Below are 21549 nucleotides of genomic sequence, written 5' to 3' on the forward strand. Positions count from 1 at the left end.
CACGCGCCGGGCACGGCGGGCAGCCCGGCGCACACGGCGGGCGCGACAACGCGGGTGGATTAGTCGCGTTCGATGAGGTGGCCGACCACCGTTGGGCCGAGCATCACGGCGAAGCCGGAGCCGTCGCGGCGGGGGTCCGCCGCCGGCAGCTCCACCGGGTCGCCGGTGCCGGTCGCGCCGACCGGGCGCGGGCCCACCCAGGCAACAGCCACGTCCGTCTCACCCTTGAGGAAGCGGTGCGCGCGCACGCCGCCGGTCGCCCGACCCTTCGCGGGGTACGCCTTGAACGGCGTCACCTTGACCGTCGCCCCGGTGGAGGTGACCACCATCGGCTCGCCGTGCCCCGGGTCGTCGGTGCGGACCGCGCCGAAGAACGCCACCCGCGCACCGGCCGGCAGGTTGATGCCGGCCATCCCGCCGCCCTTGAGGCCCTGCGGACGAACCAGCCCCACCGGGAAGCGCAGCAGCGACGCCTCCGAGGTGACGAAGGTCAGCGTCTCGTTGCCGTCGGTCAGCCAGGTCGCCCCGACCACCTCGTCACCGTCGCGCAGACCGATCACCTCGAACTCGTCGGAGCGCACCGGCCACTCCGGCGCGCAGATCTTCACCACGCCCTGCCGGGTGCCCAGCGCCAGCCCCGGTGAGCCCTCTGCCTGCCCACCCAACGGGGCCAGGCCGACGACGGTCTCCCCCGCCTCCAGTGGCACCAGCTCGGCCGCGGACATGCCGCCCCGCAGCGACACCGTGCCGGCCTGCTCCGGCAACACCGGCAGCGGCAGGACGTCGACCTTGAAGGCCCGGCCCGCACTGGTCAGCAACAGCACTCGACCACGGGCCGTGGAGTGCGCGATGGCGCGTACCGTGTCGTGCTTGACCCGGCCGTTGCGTCGACGCCCCTCGGCGCTCTCCTCCGACTCGGCCGCGGTCCGGGCGACCAGCCCGGTAGCGGAGAGGATCACCTGGCACGGGTCGTCGGCGACCTCCAGCGGGCCGGCCGGTGCGGACGCGGCCAGCACCTCCTTGAGGTCGCCGTCGACCAGCGTCGTACGCCGTTCGGTGCCGAACTGCTTGACCACGGCGGCCAGCTCGTCGGAGACCAGCTTCTTGAGCACCCGCTCGTCGTCGAGGATCGTGCTCAGCTCGGCGATCTCGGCGCGCAGTCGCTCCTGCTCGGCCTCCAGCTCGATCCGGTCGAACTTGGTCAACCGGCGCAGCGGAGTGTCCAGAATGTAGGTGGCCTGGATGTCGGACAGGCCGAACCGGCTCATCAGCCCGTCCTTCGCGGCCTGCGCGTCGTCGCTGCCCCGGATCAGCCGGACCACCTCGTCGATGTCCAGCAGGGCGATCAGCAGACCGTCGACCAGGTGCAGGCGCTCCTGGCGCTTGCGGCGGCGGTACGAGGTGCGCCGGGTGACCACCTCGTACCGGTGGGCGAGGAACACCTCCAGCAGCGCCTTCAACCCCAGCGTGCGCGGCTGACCGCCGTCCAGGACCAGGTTGTTGACGCCGAACGACTGCTCCAGCGGGGTCAGCCGGTAGAGGTCGGCGAGCAGCGCCTGCGGGTTGACGCCCACCTTGCACTCGATGACGAGGCGGGTGCCGCTCTCCCGGTCGGTAAGGTCCTTGACGTCGGCGATGCCGGTCAGCCGCTTGGTCTTGGTGACCTCGTTGGTGATGGCCGCGATGACCTTCTCCGCGCCGACGCCGTAGGGCAGCTCGACCACGGTGATCGCCTGGCGACCGCGGCTGCCCTCGATCGGGCCGATCTCCACCTTGCCGCGCATCCGCACCACGCCGCGCCCGGTCTCGTACGCCCGGCGCACCTCGTCCAGACCGAGCAGCACCCCACCGGTGGGCAGGTCGGGGCCGGGGACGAACTCCATGAGTTTGTCCAGAGTGGCGTCCGGGTGGTTGATCAGCCAGCGGGCCGCCGAGACGACCTCCGCCAGGTTGTGCGGGATCATGTTGGTGGCCATTCCGACCGCGATCCCGGACGCGCCGTTGACCAGCAGGTTGGGGAAGGCCGCCGGCAGCACTGTTGGCTGGGTCAGCGACCCGTCGTAGTTGGGTTCGACGTCGACGGTGTCCTCGCCCAGCTCACCGACGAGCAGCATGGCCTCGCGGGACATCCGGGCTTCGGTGTAGCGCGAGGCGGCCGGGCCGTCGTCGGGAGAGCCGAAGTTGCCATGGCCGTCGATGAGAGGCACGTTGAGCGAGAAGTCCTGCGCGAGGCGGACCATGGCGTCGTAGATCGCCGTGTCGCCGTGCGGATGGTACTTACCCATGCAGTCGCCCACAATTCGGGCAGACTTCACGTGTCCGCGATCCGGGCGGTAGCCCTGCTCGTACATCGACCAGAGGATGCGCCGGTGCACGGGCTTGAGGCCGTCGCGCGCGTCGGGCAGGGCACGGGAGTGGATGACCGAGAACGCGTACTCCAGGTAGGAGTCGGAGACCTCGGTGACCAGCGGGTTGTCGAAGACCCGCGCGCCGGCCTGGTCGAACGAGGAGAGGTCGACCTTGTTTTCCTTACGGCGTGCCATGACTCAGCTCTCCACTGGAACTGGAACGGAACGGGCGCTCATGCGTCGATCGCATCCCGGTCGACACGGTCGGCGGAGTCGATGAGCCAGTTGCGGCGCGGCTCGACCTTCTCGCCCATCAGCAGTTCGAGGATGTGTTCGGCGGCGTCGACGTCGTCGAGGGTGATGCGTCGGACGGCACGGGTCGCCGGGTTCATCGTGGTGTCCCACAACTCGTCGGCGTCCATCTCACCGAGACCCTTGAAGCGCGGGATGGGCGTGACGATCTGCTTGCCGGCCTTTTCCAGCTTGCGGACCGTCGTCTCCATCTCGGCCTGGGTGTAGGTGTAGACCGTCTGCGGGCTGCGCCCCTTGGTGGTGATCTTGTGCAGGGGTGGCATCGCGGCATAGAGCCGGCCGGCCTCGATCAACGGCCGCATGTACCGGGCGAACAGGGTGATCAGCAGCGTACGGATGTGGGCGCCGTCCACGTCGGCGTCGGCCATGATCAGCACGCGGCCGTAGCGCAGCGCGGAGAGGTCGAAGGTGCGCCCCGAGCCGGCGCCGAGGACCTGCACGATGGCCGCGCACTCGGCATTGTCCAGAACCTGCTGGAGGTTGGCCTTCTGCACGTTGAGGATCTTGCCGCGGATGGGCAGCAGCGCCTGGTATTCCGAGGATCGGGCCATCCGGCTCGTCCCGAGGGCACTGTCGCCCTCGACGATGAACAGCTCGCTGCGGTCGATGCCGGTGGCCCGGCAGTCGACCAGCTTCGGCGGCATGGACGCGCCCTCCAGCGCGGTCTTGCGCCGGGCGGCGTCCTTCTGCTGCTTCTGGGTGAGCCGCACCCGGGCCGCGTCGACGATCTTCTGGAGGACCGTGCGCGCCTCGGCCTTGGTGCGCCGGTCTTCCAGCCAGGCCTTGACGTGCGCGTCGACCAGGGTCTGGATGACCTTGGTGATGCCGGTGGTGGAGAGCTCGTCCTTGGTCTGCGAGGTGAACTGCGGCTCGGGGATCCGTACGTGCACCACCGCCGTCATCCCCTCCAGGACGTCGTCGAGGGTGGGCGGCTCCTCCTTGGCCTTGAGCAGGCCGCGGGTGTTGCGGATGGCGTCGGCGAGGCTGCGGACGAGGGCGCGCTCGAAGCCCTTACGGTGGGTGCCGCCGTGTGCGTTGCGGATGGTGTTGGTGAAGCACTCGACGGTGCGCTCGTAGCCGGTGCCCCACCGGAACGCCACCTCGACCTCGGCGCGCCGCTGCACGTTGGACTGCATGACGCCGTTGGCGTCGGCGGCGTTCTCCCGGTAGGTGCCCTCGCCGTTGACCAGCAGGGTGCCGGAGACCGGCCGGTCACCGGCCGGAGCGAGGAACTCGACCATGTCGCTGAGCCCGTTGGGGTAGTGGAACCGCTCCTCGGCGGGCGCCTCGCCGGTCAGGTCGCGCAGCAGGTAGGTCACGCCGGGGACCAGGAAGGCGGTGTTGCGCAGCTTGGTGCGGACGGCGTCGACGTCGAGCGCCGCGCCGGTCTCGAAGTAGCGGGCGTCGTGCCACCAACGGATCGACGTGCCGGTGCGCTGGCCGCGCTTGACCGCGCCGACGACCTGGAGCCCGGGGCCGGCGGTGAAGGGCGCTTGCGGCCCGTCGCCGTCGAAGATGCCCGGGACGCCGTGCCGGAACGACATCGCGTGGATCTTTCCGGCCCGGCGGACGGTCACGTCGAACCGGTGGGACAGCGCGTTGACCGCCGAGGCACCGACGCCGTGCAGGCCGCCGGAGGTCTTGTAGCCGGAGCCGCCGAACTTGCCGCCGGCGTGCAGCCGGGTCAGCACCAGCTCGACGCCGGAGATGCCGGATTTGGCGTGCACGTCGGTGGGGATGCCCCGGCCGTCGTCGTCGACCTGCACCGAGCCGTCGGCGTGCAGGATCACCTCGACGGTGCTGGCGTGACCGGCGACACCCTCGTCGGTGGAGTTGTCGAGGATCTCGTTGACGAGGTGACCCACGCCACGGCTGTCGGTGGAACCGATGTACATGCCGGGCCGCTTGCGGACAGCGTCCAGCCCCTCAAGGTGGGTGAGGTCATCGGCCCCGTACAGGGTGTCAGGCTCTGCGGTCAACTGGTCGTACTCCCCGGTCTCGGCGGTGTGCAGCCGGTCACCGGCGACATCAGCCGGCGTGGCGCGCCGCAGCGAGCCTAGCCCGAGGCTAGGACAACTCCCGGAGGGCCCGCGCGACCCGCCGCGCGGGGGCCTCCGGACGTGAGCCAGGAAACACCCTGCGAGTGATCACGGGATCACGCGGAGACACCATCGTCGGTACGCTCTCATGATCGCGGCTGGTCGAGAGCATTCGTCGGGAGGCGACCGGGATGGACGAGACGATTCGTGACGCCGTGCGACGCTCCCTCGGCACCCGTGCCCGGCGCTGGCTGCTCGCGGGCACCCTGCTGGCGGGTGTCCTGTACGCGGTGGCGCTGGTGGCGGCGGCGGCTCCCGCCGACCGGACGTTCGCCGCGCTCTCGGAGACGGTCCAGAGCCTGATGTCGGTCGTGACGCCACTCTTCGGCATCCTGCTGGTGCGTGACCTGCGACGGGCTCCCGGCGATGTCCGAGTCCTGCCCAGCGTGCTCGCGGTGGGGCTGCCGGCCGTGGTCATCGGTGTGGTCGGGGTGCTGATCTGCGCGACGACGCTGGCGCTCACCACGGCCGAGGTCGCCGACGAGCCGTGGCGGCACGCCGGCACGGTCGCGGTGGGCAGCGTGCTGGTGCAGGTCGTCGCCGGCCTGGTCGGCACCGGGCTGGGTCTGCTGCTGCGGTCGACAGTGGTCGCGTTCCTCGCCACGATCGTCCTGCCGCTGGGCCTGTTCGGGCTGCTGGGCGCCGTGGACGCCCTCCGTCCGGCGCAGCCGTGGCTCACCCCGCTCGGCGGTGTCCGCAACCTGCTCTCGGGGGACATGACGGTGCTGCGGTGGGCGCAGTGGCTGTGCGTACTCCTGCTCTGGGGTGTCGGGCTGAACGCCCTGGGTGCGGCCCTGCTGAGCCGCCGCGACCACCCGACCGGTCGCTGACTCCGCGCGCAGTCGGGCGCGGGGTCGGCGGGGTCGACAACCCAGAGAGCGGGACACCCTCCTCGCCGTAGGGCCTCATGCCTACGCGCGCATGTCTTTCATCGAACGAATCTGTTACGGGCCATTGACGCCCGTTGCACAGGGGTGATCTGATCGCGCTCTCAGAGAATCTTTCATCTTTCGATGGATGGGGGCCCCATGCCCAGGTTCCGCCGTACCGCGCTCGCCGCGGGACTAACGATCGCCATGGCCGCGCTGTCGACCGCCGTCGCGCTGCCCGCACCCGCGTCCGCCGCACTGCCCACCGCCGCGGTGGCACTCGGGGACAGCTTCATCAGCGGCGAGGGCGCCGGGGCGTACACCCCGGTGGTCGACGTCAACGGAGTCAACCAGGGCTTCCCCGGTTGGACAGCCGCGAACAACAACGCGTTCTTCTGCCACCGGTCGGCCAACGCCTCGCTCAACCAGGCCAACCTGCCGGGCATCCAGAACCGGTTCAACCTGGCCTGCTCCGGCGGTCAGCCGCACGACATCGCCAACGCCTCGCAGGCGCGGACCAACGGTCGTACCGTGGCCGCGCAGCTCGACCAGCTCCGCGCCGTCGCACAGACCCAGGACATCGACCTGGTGCTGATCGGCCTGGGCTCCAACAACAGCTCGTTCACGTTCGGCAGCGTCGCGGAGAAGTGCGCCAACCGGTTCATCGCCGACGCGTGGACCGGCTGGTGGGAGTTCTGGGCGTACCTGAACGGCCCGGTGGAGCAGAAGCCGTGCAGCGACGCCGACCTGGCCACCGCCGCGCAGCTCAGCGCCGCGACCGCGGAGACCACCGCCGCCGTACGCCAGTTGCTGACCACCCTCGACCAGGTGGACGCGGACGGGCAGCACCGGGTGGTGTTCCAGGACTACACGAACCCGCTGCCGCTGGACCTGAACCCGCAGTTCCACGAGGAGGACAGCCGGGACGACACCCGCGACAAGTTCCGCGACCTGGGTGCCGAGCGGTACGCGGCCGGCTGCCCGATCCACCGGGCCAGCCTGGCGCCGGGGCACCGCTTCTCGCAGGGCCTGGGCACCATCGTGAAGTCCACCCGGGACACTCTGGCCGCCGAGTTCCCCGGCGACGACCTGGTGTACCTGAACGTGCAGCAGGCCTTCAACGGCGCCCGGCTGTGTGAGCAGACGAGCAGCCCGACGGGTGCTCTCGCCACTCCGATCCGGCTCCAGGACGGCGCGACCGGCACCTTCGTGACCAGCCTCGCCGGCAAGGACAAGATCGCCATCCAGCGGATCGCCAACACCTGTGTCACCTACTTCCAGACGTGCCAGGAGTCGTGGCACCCGAACGCCACCGGGCACCAGGTGCTCGGCCAGTGCCTGAGCGGCGCGGCCTCCACCAGCGCCCGGTCGGTGGCCTGCGTCCGCGCCGGCAACGGGACGATCTCCGTCTCCTGATCGCCGCGTCGTCTCGGAGGCCCCGCCGGTCGGCGGGGCCTCCGTCGTGTCCGACCACCTGCGGCTACCCGCCAGTAACGTCAGGCCGTAGGCTGGGCCGATGAACGGGGAGCCGGAGTACGCGCAGGAGTTCGTCGAGGTCGACGGTGGTCGGCTGGGTGTACAGGTCCATCCCGAGCCGACCGGCGTCACGGATGCGCCGGTGGCCGTGATCTGGCCCGCGATGGGGGTCCGCGCCCGTTACTACCGGCCCTTCGCCGCCGAGCTGCGTGCCGCCGGGCTGGCCGTGGTCGTCGCCGACCTGCGGGGCACCGGCGCGAGCACCCCCACGCCGAGCCGGGCCGACCGGTACGGCTATTCGGAGCTGGCCGACGACGTCGGCGCCGTGCTGGCCGCGCTCAAGCCACGACTGGACGGGCGCACCCGTCTGCTGGTCGGGCACTCGCTCGGCGGGCAGGCCGCGCTGCTGCACCTCGCCCTGCACGGCGGCGACGAGGTGGACGGGCTGGCGCTGATCGCGGTCGGCATTCCGTACTGGCGAAACTATCCGGGTCGGCGCGGCCTCGGCGTGCTGCCGTACACCCAGGGAATCGCCGCCACCGCGGCGCTGCTCGGGGTGTGGCCGGGCTGGGGGTTCGGCGGCCGGCAGGCGCGCGGCGTGATCCGTGACTGGGCGTACACCGCGCGCACCGGCCGGTTCCCCCGGCTCAACGGCACGGACACCGAGGCGGCGGTACGCGCGGTGCGGACACCGGTGCTGGCCGTCAGTGTGGACGACGACCAGTTCACCCCGCACGAGACAGTGGACAGCCTCTGCGGAAAGCTCGCCGCGGCACCGGTGTCCCGGGAGCGCTACACAGTGGCCCAGGCCGGCGCCCCGCTGGACCACTTCACCTGGGTCCGCGCGGGCGCGCCGCTGGCGCGGCGGGTCGCCGAGTTCGCCGGCGACCTGCCGCCACGCTGAGCCGTACCGGCCGGTCGTCGTGCGACGGCCCGGCCGGCCGGCTCACTCCTCCTGGTCCAGCGGCACCAGGGTGCCGTCGCGTTCCACCTGGATCGCCGCGTGGTCCTTGCGCGGCGCGACCTCCGCGGTGTTCTTGTGCGGGTCGTTGTCCGGGTGCATGAGCACGGCGTCGGTCTTGGGGGTCTTCTCTCGGCTCTCGTCCGGCTGTGACATCGCGTTCCCCTCTCGTCGGCGTCGCTCGGGATCTACCCGCCACCGCGCGAACGACTCCTGCTGGCGGCGATACCGCCCACCTGCGTCCTCGACGTCCCCTGGCTGCCCGCTCCGGCGTGGATCGGCCCGCACGGGGCGGGGTTAGCGGCCCGACCGGCGGGTAAGCCGCAGCGCCCGACACGGCGGAAGGGGATCACATGTCCGAACGGCACACCGCACTGCGCTCGATGCACGATCTGGGCCTGGCGGCCTGGTTTGGCGGCTCCCTCATGGGTGCCTTCGGCGTCAACGGCGCAGCGGCGAAAATCAGCGACTCGACCCAGCGACTCCCAGTCGCCTCGGCGGGGTGGTCCAAGTGGACCCCCGTCAACGCGGCGGCGATCGGCGCACACCTGGCCGGCGCGGTGGGCGAGCTGGTGACGGAGAGCCCACGGGTGGCGGCCCAGTCCGGCGTCGCCCGGACGAGCCTCATCAAGACCGCGTTGACGATCGGCGCGCTCGCCGTGACCGGCTACAGCCGGTTGATCGGTATGCGGCTGGAGAAGGCGGGTGGCCCGTCGGTGAGCGGCGCCACCGAACCGAACCACCAGACTCCGGCCAGCGTGGCCTCCTCGCAGCGGCAGATGAAGCTGCTCCAGTGGGCCATCCCGGCACTGACCGGGACCCTGGTGGTGGTCACCGCGTACATGGGTGAGCAGCAGAAACCGGGGCAGGTGTTCCGGGGGATGCTGGGCCGGGGTGGCGGCATGAAGGGCGCCTCGAAGACCATGATCAAGATGGCCGGGATGAGCAACGGCAAGCGGCCGATGGCGATGGCCGGGCGCTGAACGTCGGGCCGGCCGGCGTCCCGCCGCCACCTTGACGGCGGGGCGCTGGCTGGCCCTACGCACACCCCATCGGCGTGCCGCGCAGGGCAGGTGGCCACGCCGGTGGGCGGGGACGGCACATCGTCCGCCGGTGGCGGCGGACCGACGAGCGGGGTGGCCATGGCGGCGTACGAGGCACGCAACGGCGACAACGACCGGCAGGAGCCGGAGGCGGCGAAGCCGTGGGGCACCAGCGACGGCTTCGACGCCGACGCGCCCTGGGGCACCGACGAGGATTCACCGATGGACGAGGGCAGCGAGGAGACCGCGGTGCCCGAGGGGCGGCGCGGAGAGCGGCGCGCGGGCGCCCCGGCGGGCTCCTCCGACCCGGCGGGACGGCACGGCTTCGGCTCGGTGGAGCCGACCCGCACGACGATGGCCGGCCCCGGTGCCCCGCCCGACCCGGCACCCAGCGGCCGGACCTTCCCCGACGACGCGGACATCGGCGAGTCGACGCAGGACGCGTTCCGCGCCCGGGGCCGGCGCTCCTGACCCGAGGGCCGGCCTTCCCGACCGGGGCCGTCAACCGGCAGACGACGTCGCCCGCGCCGGGACAGCCTGATCGGCGATCATCGTCTCGGCCAGCAGTTGCGCCAGCCGGGTGGCGTCGCGTTGGGACTGCCCGGCGCAGCAGTTGTTGAACAGCACGTGCAGGTCGTCGGCCCCGGTGGCCAACTCGGCCAACAGAGCGGCCCAGTGCCGAAGCTCGTCGTCGGCGTACGCGTACCGAAACTTCTCCTGCTTGTCGCCGTCCCGCCAGGCCTCACTGTGGCCGTGGAACCGGACGATGGCCGGCTCGGCCGTCGTGGTCAGGATCGGTGGCACCGACGACGGGTGCCCCTGCGGCATGTCGACGCAGACCAGGGACAGGTCGTGCGCGCGCAGCAGCTCAACGGTGTCCTCCGCGGCCGGACCGTCGAACCATGACCCGTGCCGCACCTCCACGGCGACCCGCCACGGCCGGCAGCGCTGTGCCAGCTCGACGATCCGACGCTCGGCCGCGACGCCGCGGGCGAGCCACGGTGGGAACTGCAACAGCACCACACCCAGCTTGCCGGCCGCCGCGATCGGGTCGAGGGCCGCGCGAAACCGGGTCCACAGCTCGTCGTACGCCTCGGGCGGCAGGTCCCGGCGGCGGATCCGGCTCGGGCCGGTCGCCGGGCGCAGGTCCCGGGGCAGCGCGGCGACCGGCGTCGGGTGGCCGGTGAAGAGGCTGAACGCCTTGACGTCGAAGGTGAAGTCGTCCGGGGTGGCGTCGACCCAGCCCTGCGTGGTCTCCGGCACGGGGACGGCGTAGTAGGACGTGTCCACCTCGACCAGCGGGAACCGGCTGGCGTAGAAACCGAGCCGGCGGGCCGGCGTGTTGGCCGAGCGCGGGTACCACCCGGAGCGCAGCAGTGACTGGTCCGCCCAGGACGACGTGCCCACCTTGATTACACCCATGTCATTCAGTGGACGGCCGTGGGCGCGGATCGGCAACCGCTGGCGGGTCTCGCGTCGCACTGGTGTCGCGCCCGGGAAGTGTCGGTACCTGGCCCTACGGTGACACCGGGATGAGATTTCGAGTGTCGAACGGGCACCGACGAGAGGTGGCGGCATGACCAGCACGGAGCAGCTCACCGGTGAGCGGGCCGACCTGTTGCAGAGTCTGCGCAGGCATCGCGCTTTCCTCCTGCACACCGTCGACGGGCTCACCGACGAGCAGGCCGCCGCCTGTCCCACCGTCAGCGCGCTGAGCCTCGGTGGCCTCGTCAAGCACGTCGCCGGCGTCGAGCACCGCTGGATGCTCTTCGCCGTCGGCGGCGCGGAGGCGATGGAGCGCGAGCCCGTCGACTGGGTCGGTCAGTTCCGGATGGCACCGGGCGAGACCCTGGCCGGGCTCGTCGAGCGGTTCCAGGAGGTGGCTGACCAGACCGACGAGCTGGTCGCCACCCTCGACCTGGACGCGGCGCACCCGCTGCCGCAGGCGCCCTGGTTCGAGGCGGGTGCGAGGTGGACGGTCCGTCGGGTGCTGCTGCACGTGATCGCCGAGACGTCCCAGCACGCCGGGCACGCCGACATCCTGCGGGAGTCGATCGACGGCGCCAGGACCATGGGCTGACCCGGGCGCTCAGCGTGGCCGGGCGCGGGTCTCAGCGCACCCGCGGGCGGGCCCTGTGCGCGGTGTTCCGGTCTCTCGCGTAGGCGTCGGAGTGACCCCACCGACCGGGGATGTCCAGCAGCTCCAGTCGACCGAAGCCGGCTGGCACCGCCGGGTTCACCAGCAGGTTGTCGCCGGTGGGTCGCAGGCCCAGCATGGTGCTCAGCAGCATCAGCAGCGCCCCCGACGACCACGCCTGTGGGCGCCCGGCCGCCGGCAACTGCACCGGATACTTCGTCAGTCGGCGCTCGTGGCCGGCGATCATCTCCGGCACCGCCCCACCGAGGGTCTGCGCCATGTCCAAGATGGCGGCCGCGATGGTGGCCGCCTGGGCGTCGAAGCCGTAGCGGCGCAGCCCGGCGGCGATCAGGGCGTTGTCCGACGGCCACACGGCACCCAGGTGAGCGCCCATCGGGTTGTACGGTCGCTGCCCGGTGGCGAAGGTGCGCACCCCCCAACCACCGAACAACCGCGACCCGACCAGGTGCTCGGCGACCGCCTCGGCACGGTCGTCCGCGACGATCCCGCTCCACAGCAGATGCCCGATGTTGGATGACAGCGCGTCGACCGGCTCGCCGTACGGGTCGAGGGCCAACGCGTAGTACTCCTGGTGCGGCAACCAGAAGTCGCGGTTGAAGCGCTCCTTCAGCGCCGCGGCCTCCCGCTCCAGGCGATCGGCGTACGCGGGGTCGCCCCAGAACTCCCGGGCCAGCCGGGCGCCGCGCATCTTCGCGTCGTAGGCGTAGCCCTGCACCTCGCAGGTGGCGCGGGGAAGGGCGGGTTGCCGACCGTTCGCGTCGGTGATCGCCTCCGGGGAGTCCTTCCAGACCTGGTTGATCACGCCGTCGCGCTCGTTGCGACGCTGGTAGCGCACGTAGCCGTCGCCGGTCAGGTCGCCGTACTCGTCGATCCAGTCCAACGCCATCCGGGCCGGGTGGCGCAGCTCGCGGACCAGGTCCGCGTCACCGGACCAGCGCTCGTACTCGTCGAGCAGGACGACGAAGAGCGGGGTGGTGTCGGCCGAGCCGTAGTACAGCGCGTTCGCCCGGTCGCCGAACGCGCCGGACTCGCCGTAGCGCAGGTGGGCCAGGATCTTGCCCGGCTCCTCGTCGATGTCGTCGTCGAGGTGACCGCCCTGCATGAGCGCCAGCATCCGCAGCGTCGCGGGGGCCAGTTCGGGCGTGAACGCCATCGTCTGCAGGCAGGTGATGATGCTGTGCCGCCCGCACAACCACATCCTCCACGGCAGACCCGCGACGGGCACCCGCTCGTCGTACGACAACGGCCGGTACCGCAGTGCCGCCAGGTCGGCCAGGCTGCCCCGGTACATCTCCTCCAGCCCGCGGCGCTCGGCCACCAGCTGCGGCGCACGGTCCATCCAGTCCGCCAGGTCCTCGCGCATCCCCGTCCGCACGGCCCGCTGGTGGGACTCCAGGTGGTCGCGTACGTCCTGGCCGTCCTCGCCGCCCATGGTCATGGTGACGTGCAGGTCCGTCTGCCACTGCCCCTCGGCGGGGACCCGGATCCGGTACGTCATGCCCCCCTCGTCCACCTCGGCGGGTTCGGTGCTCCGCACGGTGGTCTGGCGGACGAACCGGTCCCGCTGGTAGCGCAGCACGAGCTGGTTGTTCGCCGAGTCCGCGGTGACCTCGACGGCCCGCTGTCGGAGCCCGAGCTCGGCGATGTCGGTGAAGTCGCTGCCCATCTCCACCCGGACGGTGAAATCGGCGGGCTGTGCCGAGTGGTTCAGCACGGTGATCTTCTCGTGGAAGCAGTCGTGGATCGACCGGTGCCGAATGATCGACACGTCGGCGTCGACGTAGTGACTCGCCGCGCCGGGCACCAGGAAGAACCGGGTCTCGGCGTACGTCATGTCGTCGCGGGAGAGTGCGTTGATCCGCTCCCCGTCGATGCTGAGCACCCAGTGGGACAGGAAGCGGGTGTCGAACGCGAAGAGACCGACCGGCTCCTGCGGGTCGACCTCCATGTCGCCCTGGGCGTCACTGATGGCGAACACGCTGCCGGCGATCACGTGGAGCTTTTCCTGCCTCACGGTCGCGCCTCCCCGGTGGCCGCCGCGCCCCGGCCCCTGCGCGCCAACGCGGCCCGGCCCAGCTCCCGCGGGTGGCGCGCGCCAGCCGGCCCCGGGAACACCCGCCGCAGCAGCATCAACAGTTGGATGTTGCCCTGCACGGTCAGCTCGTTGCGCAGCAGAGCCGCGCCCGGATGCAGCTCACCGTTGACCATCTGGTCGACGACCGACCGGTCCGCGCGGACCACCAGGTCGGCGTCGTCGGCGGCACGGGTCACATGGATGCGCTGGTCGGAGATGGTCAGATACCAGTGGTCGGTGCAGCCGTCGCCGCGTACGTCCAGCCGCAGTGTGCCCGCTGTGGTCTCCGGCAGGTCGGGGCGCCGGCCAGCATCCACCTGTCGCAGGTACTGCTCCGCCGTCGTACGCATCAGGTGCCCCTCCCCACGGTTCTCCGCAGGATCACCCGCGCCGGGGTGAGGCCGGTTCACCCGGATCGGGTGAGGGCCGTTGGGGTGTGCGCCGGCTCGGCGCGGACGGTCAGTCGGTGCCGATCAGACCGCGCACGTAGGCGGCCTGGCCCACGTGTTGCAGGTCGTCGTCGGCGATGCTGACCAGTCGGACGCCGAGGGTGACCGGCGGGTCCCACGCCTCGTCCACCACCCGGTCCAGGTCCGCGGGGCGCAGGCCGGCCAGGAACGATCCGGTACGCGACGCGACCGCCTCGTAGTAGTCGATCAGCGCCTGTGCGCTCTCCGGTCGCACCGCCGCGACCTGCGCGGGCGAGTGCCCGTAGCCGGTGTCGTCGGGGTCGGCGGTGAGGCCGAACCGGCCCGCCCAGTCGCCGCTCACCCAGATCTGCTCGGCGTCGAGAAGGTCGGCGACGTGATGGTCCTGCACCCGGGTGAGGTGCCAGACCAGCCAGCCGATCGAGTTGGTGCCCGGGCCGGGCTCGTGACGTAGTTGCTCCGGGCTGAGCCCGTCGACCGCCGCGCGGACGAGGTCGGGCAGCCGGTCGTACGTCTCGGTCAGCAGGTCACTCACGTCCACCGGGCACGCCTCCTGGTCGGTTTTCCGACCAGGTACCGCCGGAGGCGGGCGCTCAAACCTGGCCGCTACGGTGATCGAATGGTGGCGGCGCTGGAGTTGTATCTGGACCCGGACGCCACCCGCCGAATCCGGGTGCTGTGGGACGCGCTGGAGGCCGAGGGCGTGCAGAGCATGCGGTCGCTGCTGGAGCGGCGCCACCGCCCGCACGTCTCCCTCGCGGTGGCGCCCCGCTTCGACCCCGAGCAGGTCGCCGAGGCGTTGCGCGGGACGGTGGTCGCGGCCCCGCTGCGGCTCGATTTCCAACACGCCGGCCAGTTCGTCGGTCGGGTGCTCTGGCTCGGCCCGGCGCCCACCGCGGAGCTGCTGGCCCACCAACGCGTGGTGTCCGACCGGCTCACCGCCGCCGGCATCCCGCTGGCCGAGCACTACCAGCCGGGTCGCTGGGTGCCGCACTGCACGCTGTCCATGCGGGTGCCGAACGCGTTGATGGCCGCCGCGGTGCGGCGCTGCCTGGAGGTGTTGCCGCTGGCCGCGACCGTGGTCGGCGCGGCGCTCACCGACCACGCGCGCGGCATCGCCCACCCCCTGCCCTGACGACCCATCAGCGATCTGCCGACGACGGCGCGGAAGATACCGGCAAAATGTCCGGTTTGGCGGGCGACAGTCGGGAAACCGAAAACAAGCGGTGGTATCACGGCCCGACGTGGGATGGTTCGACATGGATGCCGTACCGGTGGTGACCTGCCCGAGCGCGGGTGGCCCGGCCGGTGGCGCGGGCGCACCCGCGCCGCCGAGGCGGCTTCGACGAGGAGGGGCAGTGCCTATGCAGGCTCAGCGCAGGCCACCGCGCGCGGAGCGGAGCCAGACCCGGGACGACCGGACCGGGGGCGGAATGACCGGGGCGGCCACGCCACTGACGATCTGGGCCGCCGCCGTGCTGCTCGGCCGGATCAGTGCCGGCGACGACGACATCGAGGACGAGCGGCACATCCTGCGCGGCATCGAGTGATCCCGGCGGCGCGGGCTCACAGCCAGCCGCGCCGCTTGAAGATCAGATAGAGGGTGCCGCAGACCAGCAGCATCAGCAACAGCGCGAACAGGTAGCCGAACCGCCAGTTCAACTCCGGCATGTGGACGAAGTTCATCCCGTACACGGTGCCGATGAGCGTGGGAGCGAACAGGATCGCCGCCCAGGACGAGACCTTCTTCAGCTCCTCGTTCTGCGCGTAGCTGGCCGCGGTGAGGCTGCGCATCTCCTCGTTCTGCTGCTGCGAGACGAGCGTGGCGTTGACGGTGAGGATGTTCTGCAACAGGTGCCGGAACCCGTCCACCCGCTCCACGACCTGCGTCAGGTGGTCGGTCACGTCGCGTAGGTAGCGGCGCAGTTCCTCGTCCTTGCTGGCGCTGCCGGCGCCGTCGGCCAGCGCGTCGAGCACCGTGAGCAGGGGGCGGGCCGCCCGCTGGAACTGGATGACCTCGCGGCTGAGGCCGTAGATGCGCCGGCTCGCGTTCGGGTCGCCCCCGAACACCTCGGTCTCGATCTCGTCGATGTCGTTCTCCAGCCCGGCCACCACCGGGGCGTACCCGTCGACGACCTGGTCGAGGATCGCGTAGAGCACCGCCTGCGGGCCCCGGGCCAGCATGTGCGCCTCGGTCTCCAGCCGCCGCCGCACCGCGACCAGGTCCGGTGCCTCACCGTGCCGGACGGTGACCACGAAACCCGGCCCGATGAACAGGTGCAGCTCGGAGAACTCGACCTCCTCGCGCAGGTCGTCGTAGCGGGCGGCCCGCAGCACCACGAACAGGGTCTCCCCGTACCGTTCCAGCTTGGGTCGCTGGTGGGCGTTGATCGCGTCCTCGACCGCCAGGTCGTGCAGCCGGAACTCCCGGGCCAGCGAGGTGATCTGCTCGATGTCGGGCCGGTACAACCCGATCCAGGCCATCGCGCCGTCCTGCTCCTGCAGGCAGCGGTACGTCTCGGCGAGGCCGGACGGCGAGGCGAACCGGTGTCCTCGGATGTAGACCGCGCTGTCCACCAGACCGATGGCCGGCGGGGCGGGCGCCTCCGTGGACGGCGGCACGCCGACCCTGCTCTCGTACTCGTCGAGTTGGCGACCGAAGCCACCACCCGGGCGGAAGCGACGGCCACCGACCATGCCCTGTCCCCTCCCCCGGCGACGCCGGGAACGGCGCACGCCCGCCAACCCGGGCGCGCTGGGTTCCCCCTGTCCCGGGCCCGAAACCCGCCGTGAGCCGGCCGGGTTCCGCGCACCGGCGGACGGGCGCGGTACTGCGGGCGGATACTCACGGTGACCATGGGCGGGATGACGGGGGACGCGCCGGTGGAGGTCGACAGACGCGCGGGCCGGTTGCGGGGGTGGCTGCTCGGCACCGGCGCGGAGGAGCCCGTGCAGCACCCGGGGCCGCACGGGCGACCGCCGGAGCACCGGCAGCACCCGTGGTGGAAGGTGATGTGCCTGACCGGCGTCGACTACTTCTCGACGCTCGGCTACCAGCCGGGCATCGCGGCGCTGGCCGCCGGGGCGCTCTCGCCGGTGGCGACCCTCGTGCTGGTGCTGGTGACACTGCTGGGCGCGCTGCCGGTCTACCGGCGGGTGGCGGTGGAGAGCCCACACGGTGAGGGTTCCATCGCGATGCTGGTACGCCTGCTGAGCTACTGGCCGGGCAAGTTGCTGGTGCTGGTACTGCTCGGTTTCGCGGCCACCGACTTCATCATCACCATCACCCTCTCGGCTGCCGACGCGACCGCGCACATCGACGAGAACCCGTTCTGGCCCAGCGGGCTCAAGGGCCACGAGGTGCTGGTCACGCTGGTGCTCGTGGCACTGCTGGGCGCGGTGTTCCTCAAGGGATTCACCGAGGCCATCGGGATCGCCGTCGTCTTGGTCGCGCTCTACCTGGGGCTGAACGCGGTGGTGATGGCCGACTCGCTGTGGCGGGTGGTGACGCACCCGAGCGCCGTCGAGGACTGGACGACCACGCTGAGCACCGGGCACGGCGATCCCTGGATGGTGGTCGGGCTGTCGTTGCTGGTCTTCCCGAAACTGGCGCTGGGGTTGTCCGGTTTCGAGACCGGGGTGGCCGTCATGCCGAGCGTACGAGGCGACCCGCAGGACTCCGAGGCGCGCCCGCTGGGCCGGATCCGCGGTGCGCGCCGGCTGCTCACCACCGCCGCGGTGATCATGAGCGTCTTCCTGATCACCAGCAGCGTGACCACCACCGTCCTGATCCCGCCGGAGGCCTTCCAGCCGGGCGGCCCCGCGAACGGCCGGGCGCTGGCCTATCTGGCGCACGAGCACCTCGGGGAGGTGTTCGGCACCGTCTACGACCTGTCCACCATCGGGATCCTCTGGTTCGCGGGGGCGTCGGCGATGGCCGGGCTGCTCAACCTCGTACCCCGGTACCTGCCGCGCTACGGCATGGCACCGACCTGGGCGCGGGCGGTCCGGCCGCTGGTGCTGGTCTTCACCGCGGTGGCGTTCCTGATCACGATCCTCTTCGAGGCCAGCGTGGACGCGCAGGGCGGCGCGTACGCCACCGGGGTCCTGGTGTTGATCACGTCGGCGGCGACGGCGGTGACGCTCGCGGCGGCACGGCGACGGCAGCGCGGCCGCACCATCGCGTTCGGAACCATCGCGGTGATCTTCATCTACACCACAGTGGCGAACGTGGTGGAACGCCCCGACGGCGTCAAGATCGCGGCCTGCTTCATCAGCGCGATCATCGTGGTCTCGGTGCTCTCCCGGTTGTCCCGCGCCTACGAGTTGCGGGTCGACCAGGTCGAGCTGGACCCGGTCGCGACCCGGATGATCGACGAGCGCACCGGGCGGCGGATCCGCCTCATCGCGCACGAACCCGACCGCCGCGACGTGGCCGAGTACCGCGCCAAGCTGGCACAGACCATGGCGGACAACGACTTCCCCGACGACAGCGACGTCATCTTCGTCGAAGTGCACGTCACCGATCCCTCGGACTTCGAGACCGAACTGCTGGTCCGCGGCAGCATGGCGGACGACCGCTTCCCGGTGCTCAGCCTGGCCAGCTCCTCGGTGCCCACCGCGCTCGCCGCGCTACTGCTGGAGATCCGCGACCGGAGCCGGCGACGCCCCCACATCTACTTCGAGTGGAGCGAGGGCAGCCCGGGCCGCAACATCCTGCGCTACCTGGTGTTCGGGCAGGGCGCGATCGCCTCGGTGACCCGGGAGATCCTGCGCCGCCAGGAGCCCGACCCGCGACGCCGACCGCACGTGCACGCCGGCTGACCTGCGGGTCGGCACCTTGCCGCGCACGGTGAGCGTCGTCATAACGACTGGACGACCCACCGGTGCCTGCTGCTAGCCTCGGCCCAGGTCATGAGCGCCAGCGCGAAGCCCCGGCTCGCTGGCCGGCAACCCTCCTCCGCGGTGGGGTGCCCCGGGTGAAGACCAGGCACCGGCACGACGTCGGTGCAAGCGTGGCCTGGCACCCAGGTCAGCACAGACCCGGGAGAACCATGCGCATCCTCAGCACCGCCCCACCGACCGACGACGCGGAACTCCGCCCCGGTTGGCCCTCGCCGGCACTGACCCGGCGACGGCACGTGGACATGATGCGAATGTGCAGCGCCGCCTGTCGCGGCACCACGCACTAGCGCCGCCTGTCGCGGCACCACGCACCAGCGCTGCACTTCTCCCGAACCCTCTCCCCCACCGGTACGCCCATCGGGCGCACCGTCGGCGACGCACACCCGTGCGTGCCGAGACACGACCCTCTCGGAGACACCCGTGCGACTTCTTCCTGCCCTGACCCGTGCCGCCGCCCTCGGCGCGGCCACCATCCTGGCTGCCACCGCGCTCACCGCCTGCGGCGACGACAGCTCGTCCGACGCCACCGCCAACCCGTACGGCCTGGCCCAGCCGGGTGTGCTGCGGGCCGGCACCCTGACCGACGCCCCGCCGAACGTCTTCCTCAAGGACGGGAAGTTCACCGGCTTCGACAACGACCTGTTGACCGCGGTGGCCGGCAAGCTCGGCCTCACTGTGGAGTTCGTCGGCACCGACTTCTCCGCGCTGCTCTCCCAGGTCAACAACCGCAAGTTCGACGTCGGCAGCTCCTCGATCACCATCACCGAGGCGCGGAAGAAGACCGTCGACTTCGGCAACGGTTACGACTTCGGCTACTTCGGTCTGGACGTCCCGGCCGGCTCGCCGATCACCAGCTTCGACCAGCTCGCCGGCAAGCGCGTGGTGGTGGTGCAGGGCACCGTGCAGGACGACTACGCCACCGGCCAGCATCTCGACCCGGTGCGGGTGCCCGACTACAACGGCGCGATCAACCAGCTCAAGGCCGGCACCGCCGACGCGTGGATCGCCCCGGCCGAGATCGGCGAGAAGTCGGCCGCCGACAGCAACGGCAAGATCACCGTGGCGGCCAAGCAGCTCAGCCCCGCGCCGACCGCGTACGCCGTCGCCAAGGGCAGCGACAAGCTGCGCGAGGCGCTGAACAAGGGCCTCGACGAGGTCATCGCGGACGGCACCTGGAGCCGGTTGCAGGCCCAGTGGTACCCGGGCCGGCCGATCCCGGCGGACTTCACGGCCGGCAGCGGCACGGTGAGCCCACCGTCCGCGTCGGTCGCGCCGTCGGCGTCGGCGTCGGCCGCGTCCTGAACCGGTGACGAGCGAGCAGGACGGTAGGAGGGGCGACCGATGGATCCGCTGAGCACCCTGTGGGAAACATTCTTCGACTGGGACGCGATGGGCGAGGCGCTGCCCGAGATGCTGACCGTCGGGCTGCCCAACACGCTGATCCTGGCGGTCTCCGCCGCCCTGCTCGGCTCGGTGCTGGGCCTGCTGCTGGCCGTCGCCGGGATCTCCCGCAGCCGGTGGCTGCGCTGGCCGGCGCGGGTCTACACCGACGTGTTCCGTGGCCTGCCGGCCGCGGCGACGATCCTGCTGATCGGCGTCGGGCTGGCCCCGCTGGGCATGCAGGTCTGGGGACCGGACCCCTACCCGCTGGGGATCCTGGCGCTGTCACTCATCGCCGCCGCGTACATCGGGGAGATCTTTCGCTCCGGCATCCAGTCGGTGGAGGCCGCCCAGCTGGAGGGCGCCCGAGCTCTCGGCTTCTCCTGGTCCGACGCGATGCGGCTGGTGATCATCCCGCAGGGCATCCGGCGGGTGCTGCCAGCCTGGGTCAACCAGCTCATCGCGCTGATCAAGGATTCCAGCCTGGTCTACTTCCTCGGTCTGGTGGCCAGTCAGCGGGAGCTGTTCCGGATCGGGCAGGACTACGCGGCCACCACCGGCAACGAGTCGGCGCTGCTGCTGGCTGGGCTGTTCTACCTGGCGCTGACCGTCCCGCTGACGCACGTCGTCAACTGGATCGACCGCCGGCTGCGCAACGGCCGGCCGGCCGCCGCGCCGACAGACGAGGACGACGACGACACCACCCCAGCGTCGTACGCCCCGACCGGAGGAGACCGGCGATGAGCACCGACACGACCACCTCGGTCAGCCTGGACGTCCGCGACGTGCACCTCGCCTTCGGACCGAACCGGGTGCTGCGCGGCGTCGACCTCACCGTGCCGCGAGGGGCCACGGCCTGCGTGATCGGCCCGTCCGGGTCGGGCAAGTCCACCCTGCTGCGCACCATCAACCGGCTGATCGAGCCGGACCGTGGCGACGTGCTGCTCGACGGGCGCAGCGTGCTGGGCGACGACCCGGACGCGCTGCGCCAGCGGGTCGGCATGGTCTTCCAGCAGTTCAACCTCTTCCCGCACATGAGCGTGCTGCGCAACGTCACCCTCGCGCTGCGCCGGCTCCGCAAGCTCGGCGAGGACGAGGCGGAGGCCGTGGCCCGGGCCCAGTTGGAGCTGGTGGGGTTGGCCGCCAAGGCCGGTTCTCGTCCCGCGCAGCTCTCCGGTGGTCAGCAGCAGCGGGTGGCGATCGCCCGGGCGCTGGCACTGCGGCCCGAGGTGATGCTCTTCGACGAGGCCACCTCCGCGCTCGACCCGGAGCTGGTCAAGGGTGTCCTCGCGGTGATGGCCGACCTGTCCGCCGCCGGCATGACCATGGTGGTGGTCACCCACGAGATGGGCTTCGCCCGGCAGGTCGCCGACACCGTCGCCTTCATGGACCGGGGCGTGGTGCTGGAGGCCGGCCCGCCCGGGCAGGTCTTCGAGCGGGCCGAGCACCCTCGGCTTCGCCGGTTCCTCGCCCAGGTGCTCTGAGCCCCGCCGAGG

General features: G+C 71.5%; 20 protein-coding genes and 1 riboswitch. Of the genes, 12 read left to right on the top strand and 8 right to left on the bottom strand.

Annotated elements, in window-relative coordinates; translation table 11 throughout:
• Positions 1-59 precede the first annotated feature (59 nt).
• Positions 60-2543, bottom strand: coding sequence for a DNA gyrase/topoisomerase IV subunit A (locus tag LADH09A_RS31280; protein ID WP_238649264.1), 2484 nt, complete (start codon positions 2541-2543; stop codon positions 60-62).
• Between the two features lie 38 nt (positions 2544-2581).
• Entirely contained in the window at positions 2582-4639 is a 2058-nt protein-coding gene (locus LADH09A_RS31285) for a DNA gyrase/topoisomerase IV subunit B (protein WP_238649265.1), read from the bottom strand.
• A 251-nt stretch (positions 4640-4890) separates the two neighbouring features.
• Here LADH09A_RS31285 and LADH09A_RS31290 point away from each other — a divergent pair, with 251 nt between their 5' ends.
• The 3 genes from LADH09A_RS31290 to LADH09A_RS31300 all read left to right on the top strand — a co-directional run bounded on the left by LADH09A_RS31290 (position 4891) and on the right by LADH09A_RS31300 (position 8008).
• Positions 4891-5589, top strand: a complete 699-nt coding sequence (locus tag LADH09A_RS31290) for a hypothetical protein (RefSeq protein WP_238649266.1) — start codon at positions 4891-4893, stop codon at positions 5587-5589.
• A 198-nt stretch (positions 5590-5787) separates the two neighbouring features.
• A complete protein-coding gene (locus LADH09A_RS31295; protein ID WP_238649267.1) occupies positions 5788-7044 on the top strand; it encodes an SGNH/GDSL hydrolase family protein in 1257 nt (418 codons plus the stop codon).
• 100 nt (positions 7045-7144) lie between these two features.
• A complete protein-coding gene (locus LADH09A_RS31300; RefSeq protein ID WP_238649268.1) occupies positions 7145-8008 on the top strand; it encodes an alpha/beta hydrolase family protein in 864 nt (287 codons plus the stop codon).
• Positions 8009-8050: 42 nt separating this feature from the next.
• Here LADH09A_RS31300 and LADH09A_RS31305 read toward each other — a convergent pair whose 3' ends face one another.
• Positions 8051-8221 (bottom strand): hypothetical protein, encoded by a 171-nt coding sequence (locus LADH09A_RS31305; protein WP_238649269.1) that lies wholly within the window; start codon positions 8219-8221, stop codon positions 8051-8053.
• Between the two features lie 197 nt (positions 8222-8418).
• Here LADH09A_RS31305 and LADH09A_RS31310 point away from each other — a divergent pair, with 197 nt between their 5' ends.
• Together LADH09A_RS31310 and LADH09A_RS31315 are read left to right on the top strand one after the other, a co-directional pair.
• Positions 8419-9048, top strand: a complete 630-nt coding sequence (locus tag LADH09A_RS31310; RefSeq protein ID WP_238649270.1) for a hypothetical protein — start codon at positions 8419-8421, stop codon at positions 9046-9048.
• Positions 9049-9138: 90 nt separating this feature from the next.
• Positions 9139-9579 carry a hypothetical protein gene (locus LADH09A_RS31315; protein WP_238649271.1) on the top strand — a complete coding sequence of 147 codons (441 nt, stop codon included), beginning with the start codon at positions 9139-9141 and terminating at the stop codon, positions 9577-9579.
• Positions 9580-9609: 30 nt separating this feature from the next.
• Here LADH09A_RS31315 and LADH09A_RS31320 read toward each other — a convergent pair whose 3' ends face one another.
• Positions 9610-10530, bottom strand: a complete 921-nt coding sequence (locus tag LADH09A_RS31320; protein WP_238649272.1) for a DUF72 domain-containing protein — start codon at positions 10528-10530, stop codon at positions 9610-9612.
• 154 nt (positions 10531-10684) lie between these two features.
• On the opposite strand from LADH09A_RS31320, the gene LADH09A_RS31325 reads away from it, so the two are divergent.
• The gene (locus LADH09A_RS31325; protein WP_238649273.1) at positions 10685-11188 is read left to right on the top strand and encodes a DinB family protein; all 504 of its coding nucleotides are present in this window, start codon (positions 10685-10687) and stop codon (positions 11186-11188) included.
• A 31-nt stretch (positions 11189-11219) separates the two neighbouring features.
• Here the strand turns inward: LADH09A_RS31325 and LADH09A_RS31330 are convergent, their stop codons facing one another.
• The 3 genes from LADH09A_RS31330 to LADH09A_RS31340 form a co-directional block, all read right to left on the bottom strand.
• A complete protein-coding gene (locus tag LADH09A_RS31330; protein ID WP_238649274.1) occupies positions 11220-13280 on the bottom strand; it encodes an amylo-alpha-1,6-glucosidase in 2061 nt (686 codons plus the stop codon).
• On the bottom strand, positions 13277-13690 hold the full coding sequence (locus tag LADH09A_RS31335; protein ID WP_238649275.1) for an SCP2 sterol-binding domain-containing protein: 414 nt from the start codon (positions 13688-13690) through the stop codon (positions 13277-13279). Before LADH09A_RS31335 ends, LADH09A_RS31330 begins: the two co-directional genes overlap by 4 nt.
• Before the next feature lie 109 nt (positions 13691-13799).
• Positions 13800-14309, bottom strand: coding sequence for a mycothiol transferase (locus LADH09A_RS31340; protein WP_238649276.1), 510 nt, complete (start codon positions 14307-14309; stop codon positions 13800-13802).
• A gap of 78 nt (positions 14310-14387) precedes the next feature.
• On the opposite strand from LADH09A_RS31340, the gene LADH09A_RS31345 reads away from it, so the two are divergent.
• Both LADH09A_RS31345 and LADH09A_RS31350 read left to right on the top strand, forming a co-directional pair.
• On the top strand, positions 14388-14903 hold the full coding sequence (locus tag LADH09A_RS31345; protein ID WP_238649277.1) for a 2'-5' RNA ligase family protein: 516 nt from the start codon (positions 14388-14390) through the stop codon (positions 14901-14903).
• A gap of 223 nt (positions 14904-15126) precedes the next feature.
• Positions 15127-15318, top strand: coding sequence for a hypothetical protein (locus LADH09A_RS31350; RefSeq protein WP_238649278.1), 192 nt, complete (start codon positions 15127-15129; stop codon positions 15316-15318).
• Positions 15319-15334: 16 nt separating this feature from the next.
• Here LADH09A_RS31350 and corA read toward each other — a convergent pair whose 3' ends face one another.
• On the bottom strand, positions 15335-16465 hold the full coding sequence (gene corA, locus LADH09A_RS31355; protein ID WP_238649279.1) for a magnesium/cobalt transporter CorA: 1131 nt from the start codon (positions 16463-16465) through the stop codon (positions 15335-15337).
• 168 nt (positions 16466-16633) lie between these two features.
• On the opposite strand from corA, the gene LADH09A_RS31360 reads away from it, so the two are divergent.
• The 4 genes from LADH09A_RS31360 to LADH09A_RS31375 all read left to right on the top strand — a co-directional run bounded on the left by LADH09A_RS31360 (position 16634) and on the right by LADH09A_RS31375 (position 21537).
• Entirely contained in the window at positions 16634-18592 is a 1959-nt protein-coding gene (locus LADH09A_RS31360) for an amino acid transporter (protein ID WP_238649280.1), read from the top strand.
• Between the two features lie 86 nt (positions 18593-18678).
• Positions 18679-18790: riboswitch (SAM riboswitch) on the top strand.
• Positions 18791-19093: 303 nt separating this feature from the next.
• Positions 19094-19975: an ABC transporter substrate-binding protein gene (locus tag LADH09A_RS31365; RefSeq protein WP_238649281.1), complete on the top strand. Its 882-nt coding sequence runs from the start codon at positions 19094-19096 to the stop codon at positions 19973-19975.
• A 39-nt stretch (positions 19976-20014) separates the two neighbouring features.
• Positions 20015-20797, top strand: coding sequence for an amino acid ABC transporter permease (locus LADH09A_RS31370; protein ID WP_238649282.1), 783 nt, complete (start codon positions 20015-20017; stop codon positions 20795-20797).
• Positions 20794-21537, top strand: coding sequence for an amino acid ABC transporter ATP-binding protein (locus LADH09A_RS31375; RefSeq protein ID WP_238649283.1), 744 nt, complete (start codon positions 20794-20796; stop codon positions 21535-21537). Before LADH09A_RS31370 ends, LADH09A_RS31375 begins: the two co-directional genes overlap by 4 nt.
• Positions 21538-21549 lie beyond the last annotated feature (12 nt).

The sequence above is a fragment of the Micromonospora cabrerizensis genome (assembly GCF_022230955.1).
GTDB classification, from domain to species: domain Bacteria; phylum Actinomycetota; class Actinomycetes; order Mycobacteriales; family Micromonosporaceae; genus Micromonospora; species Micromonospora cabrerizensis.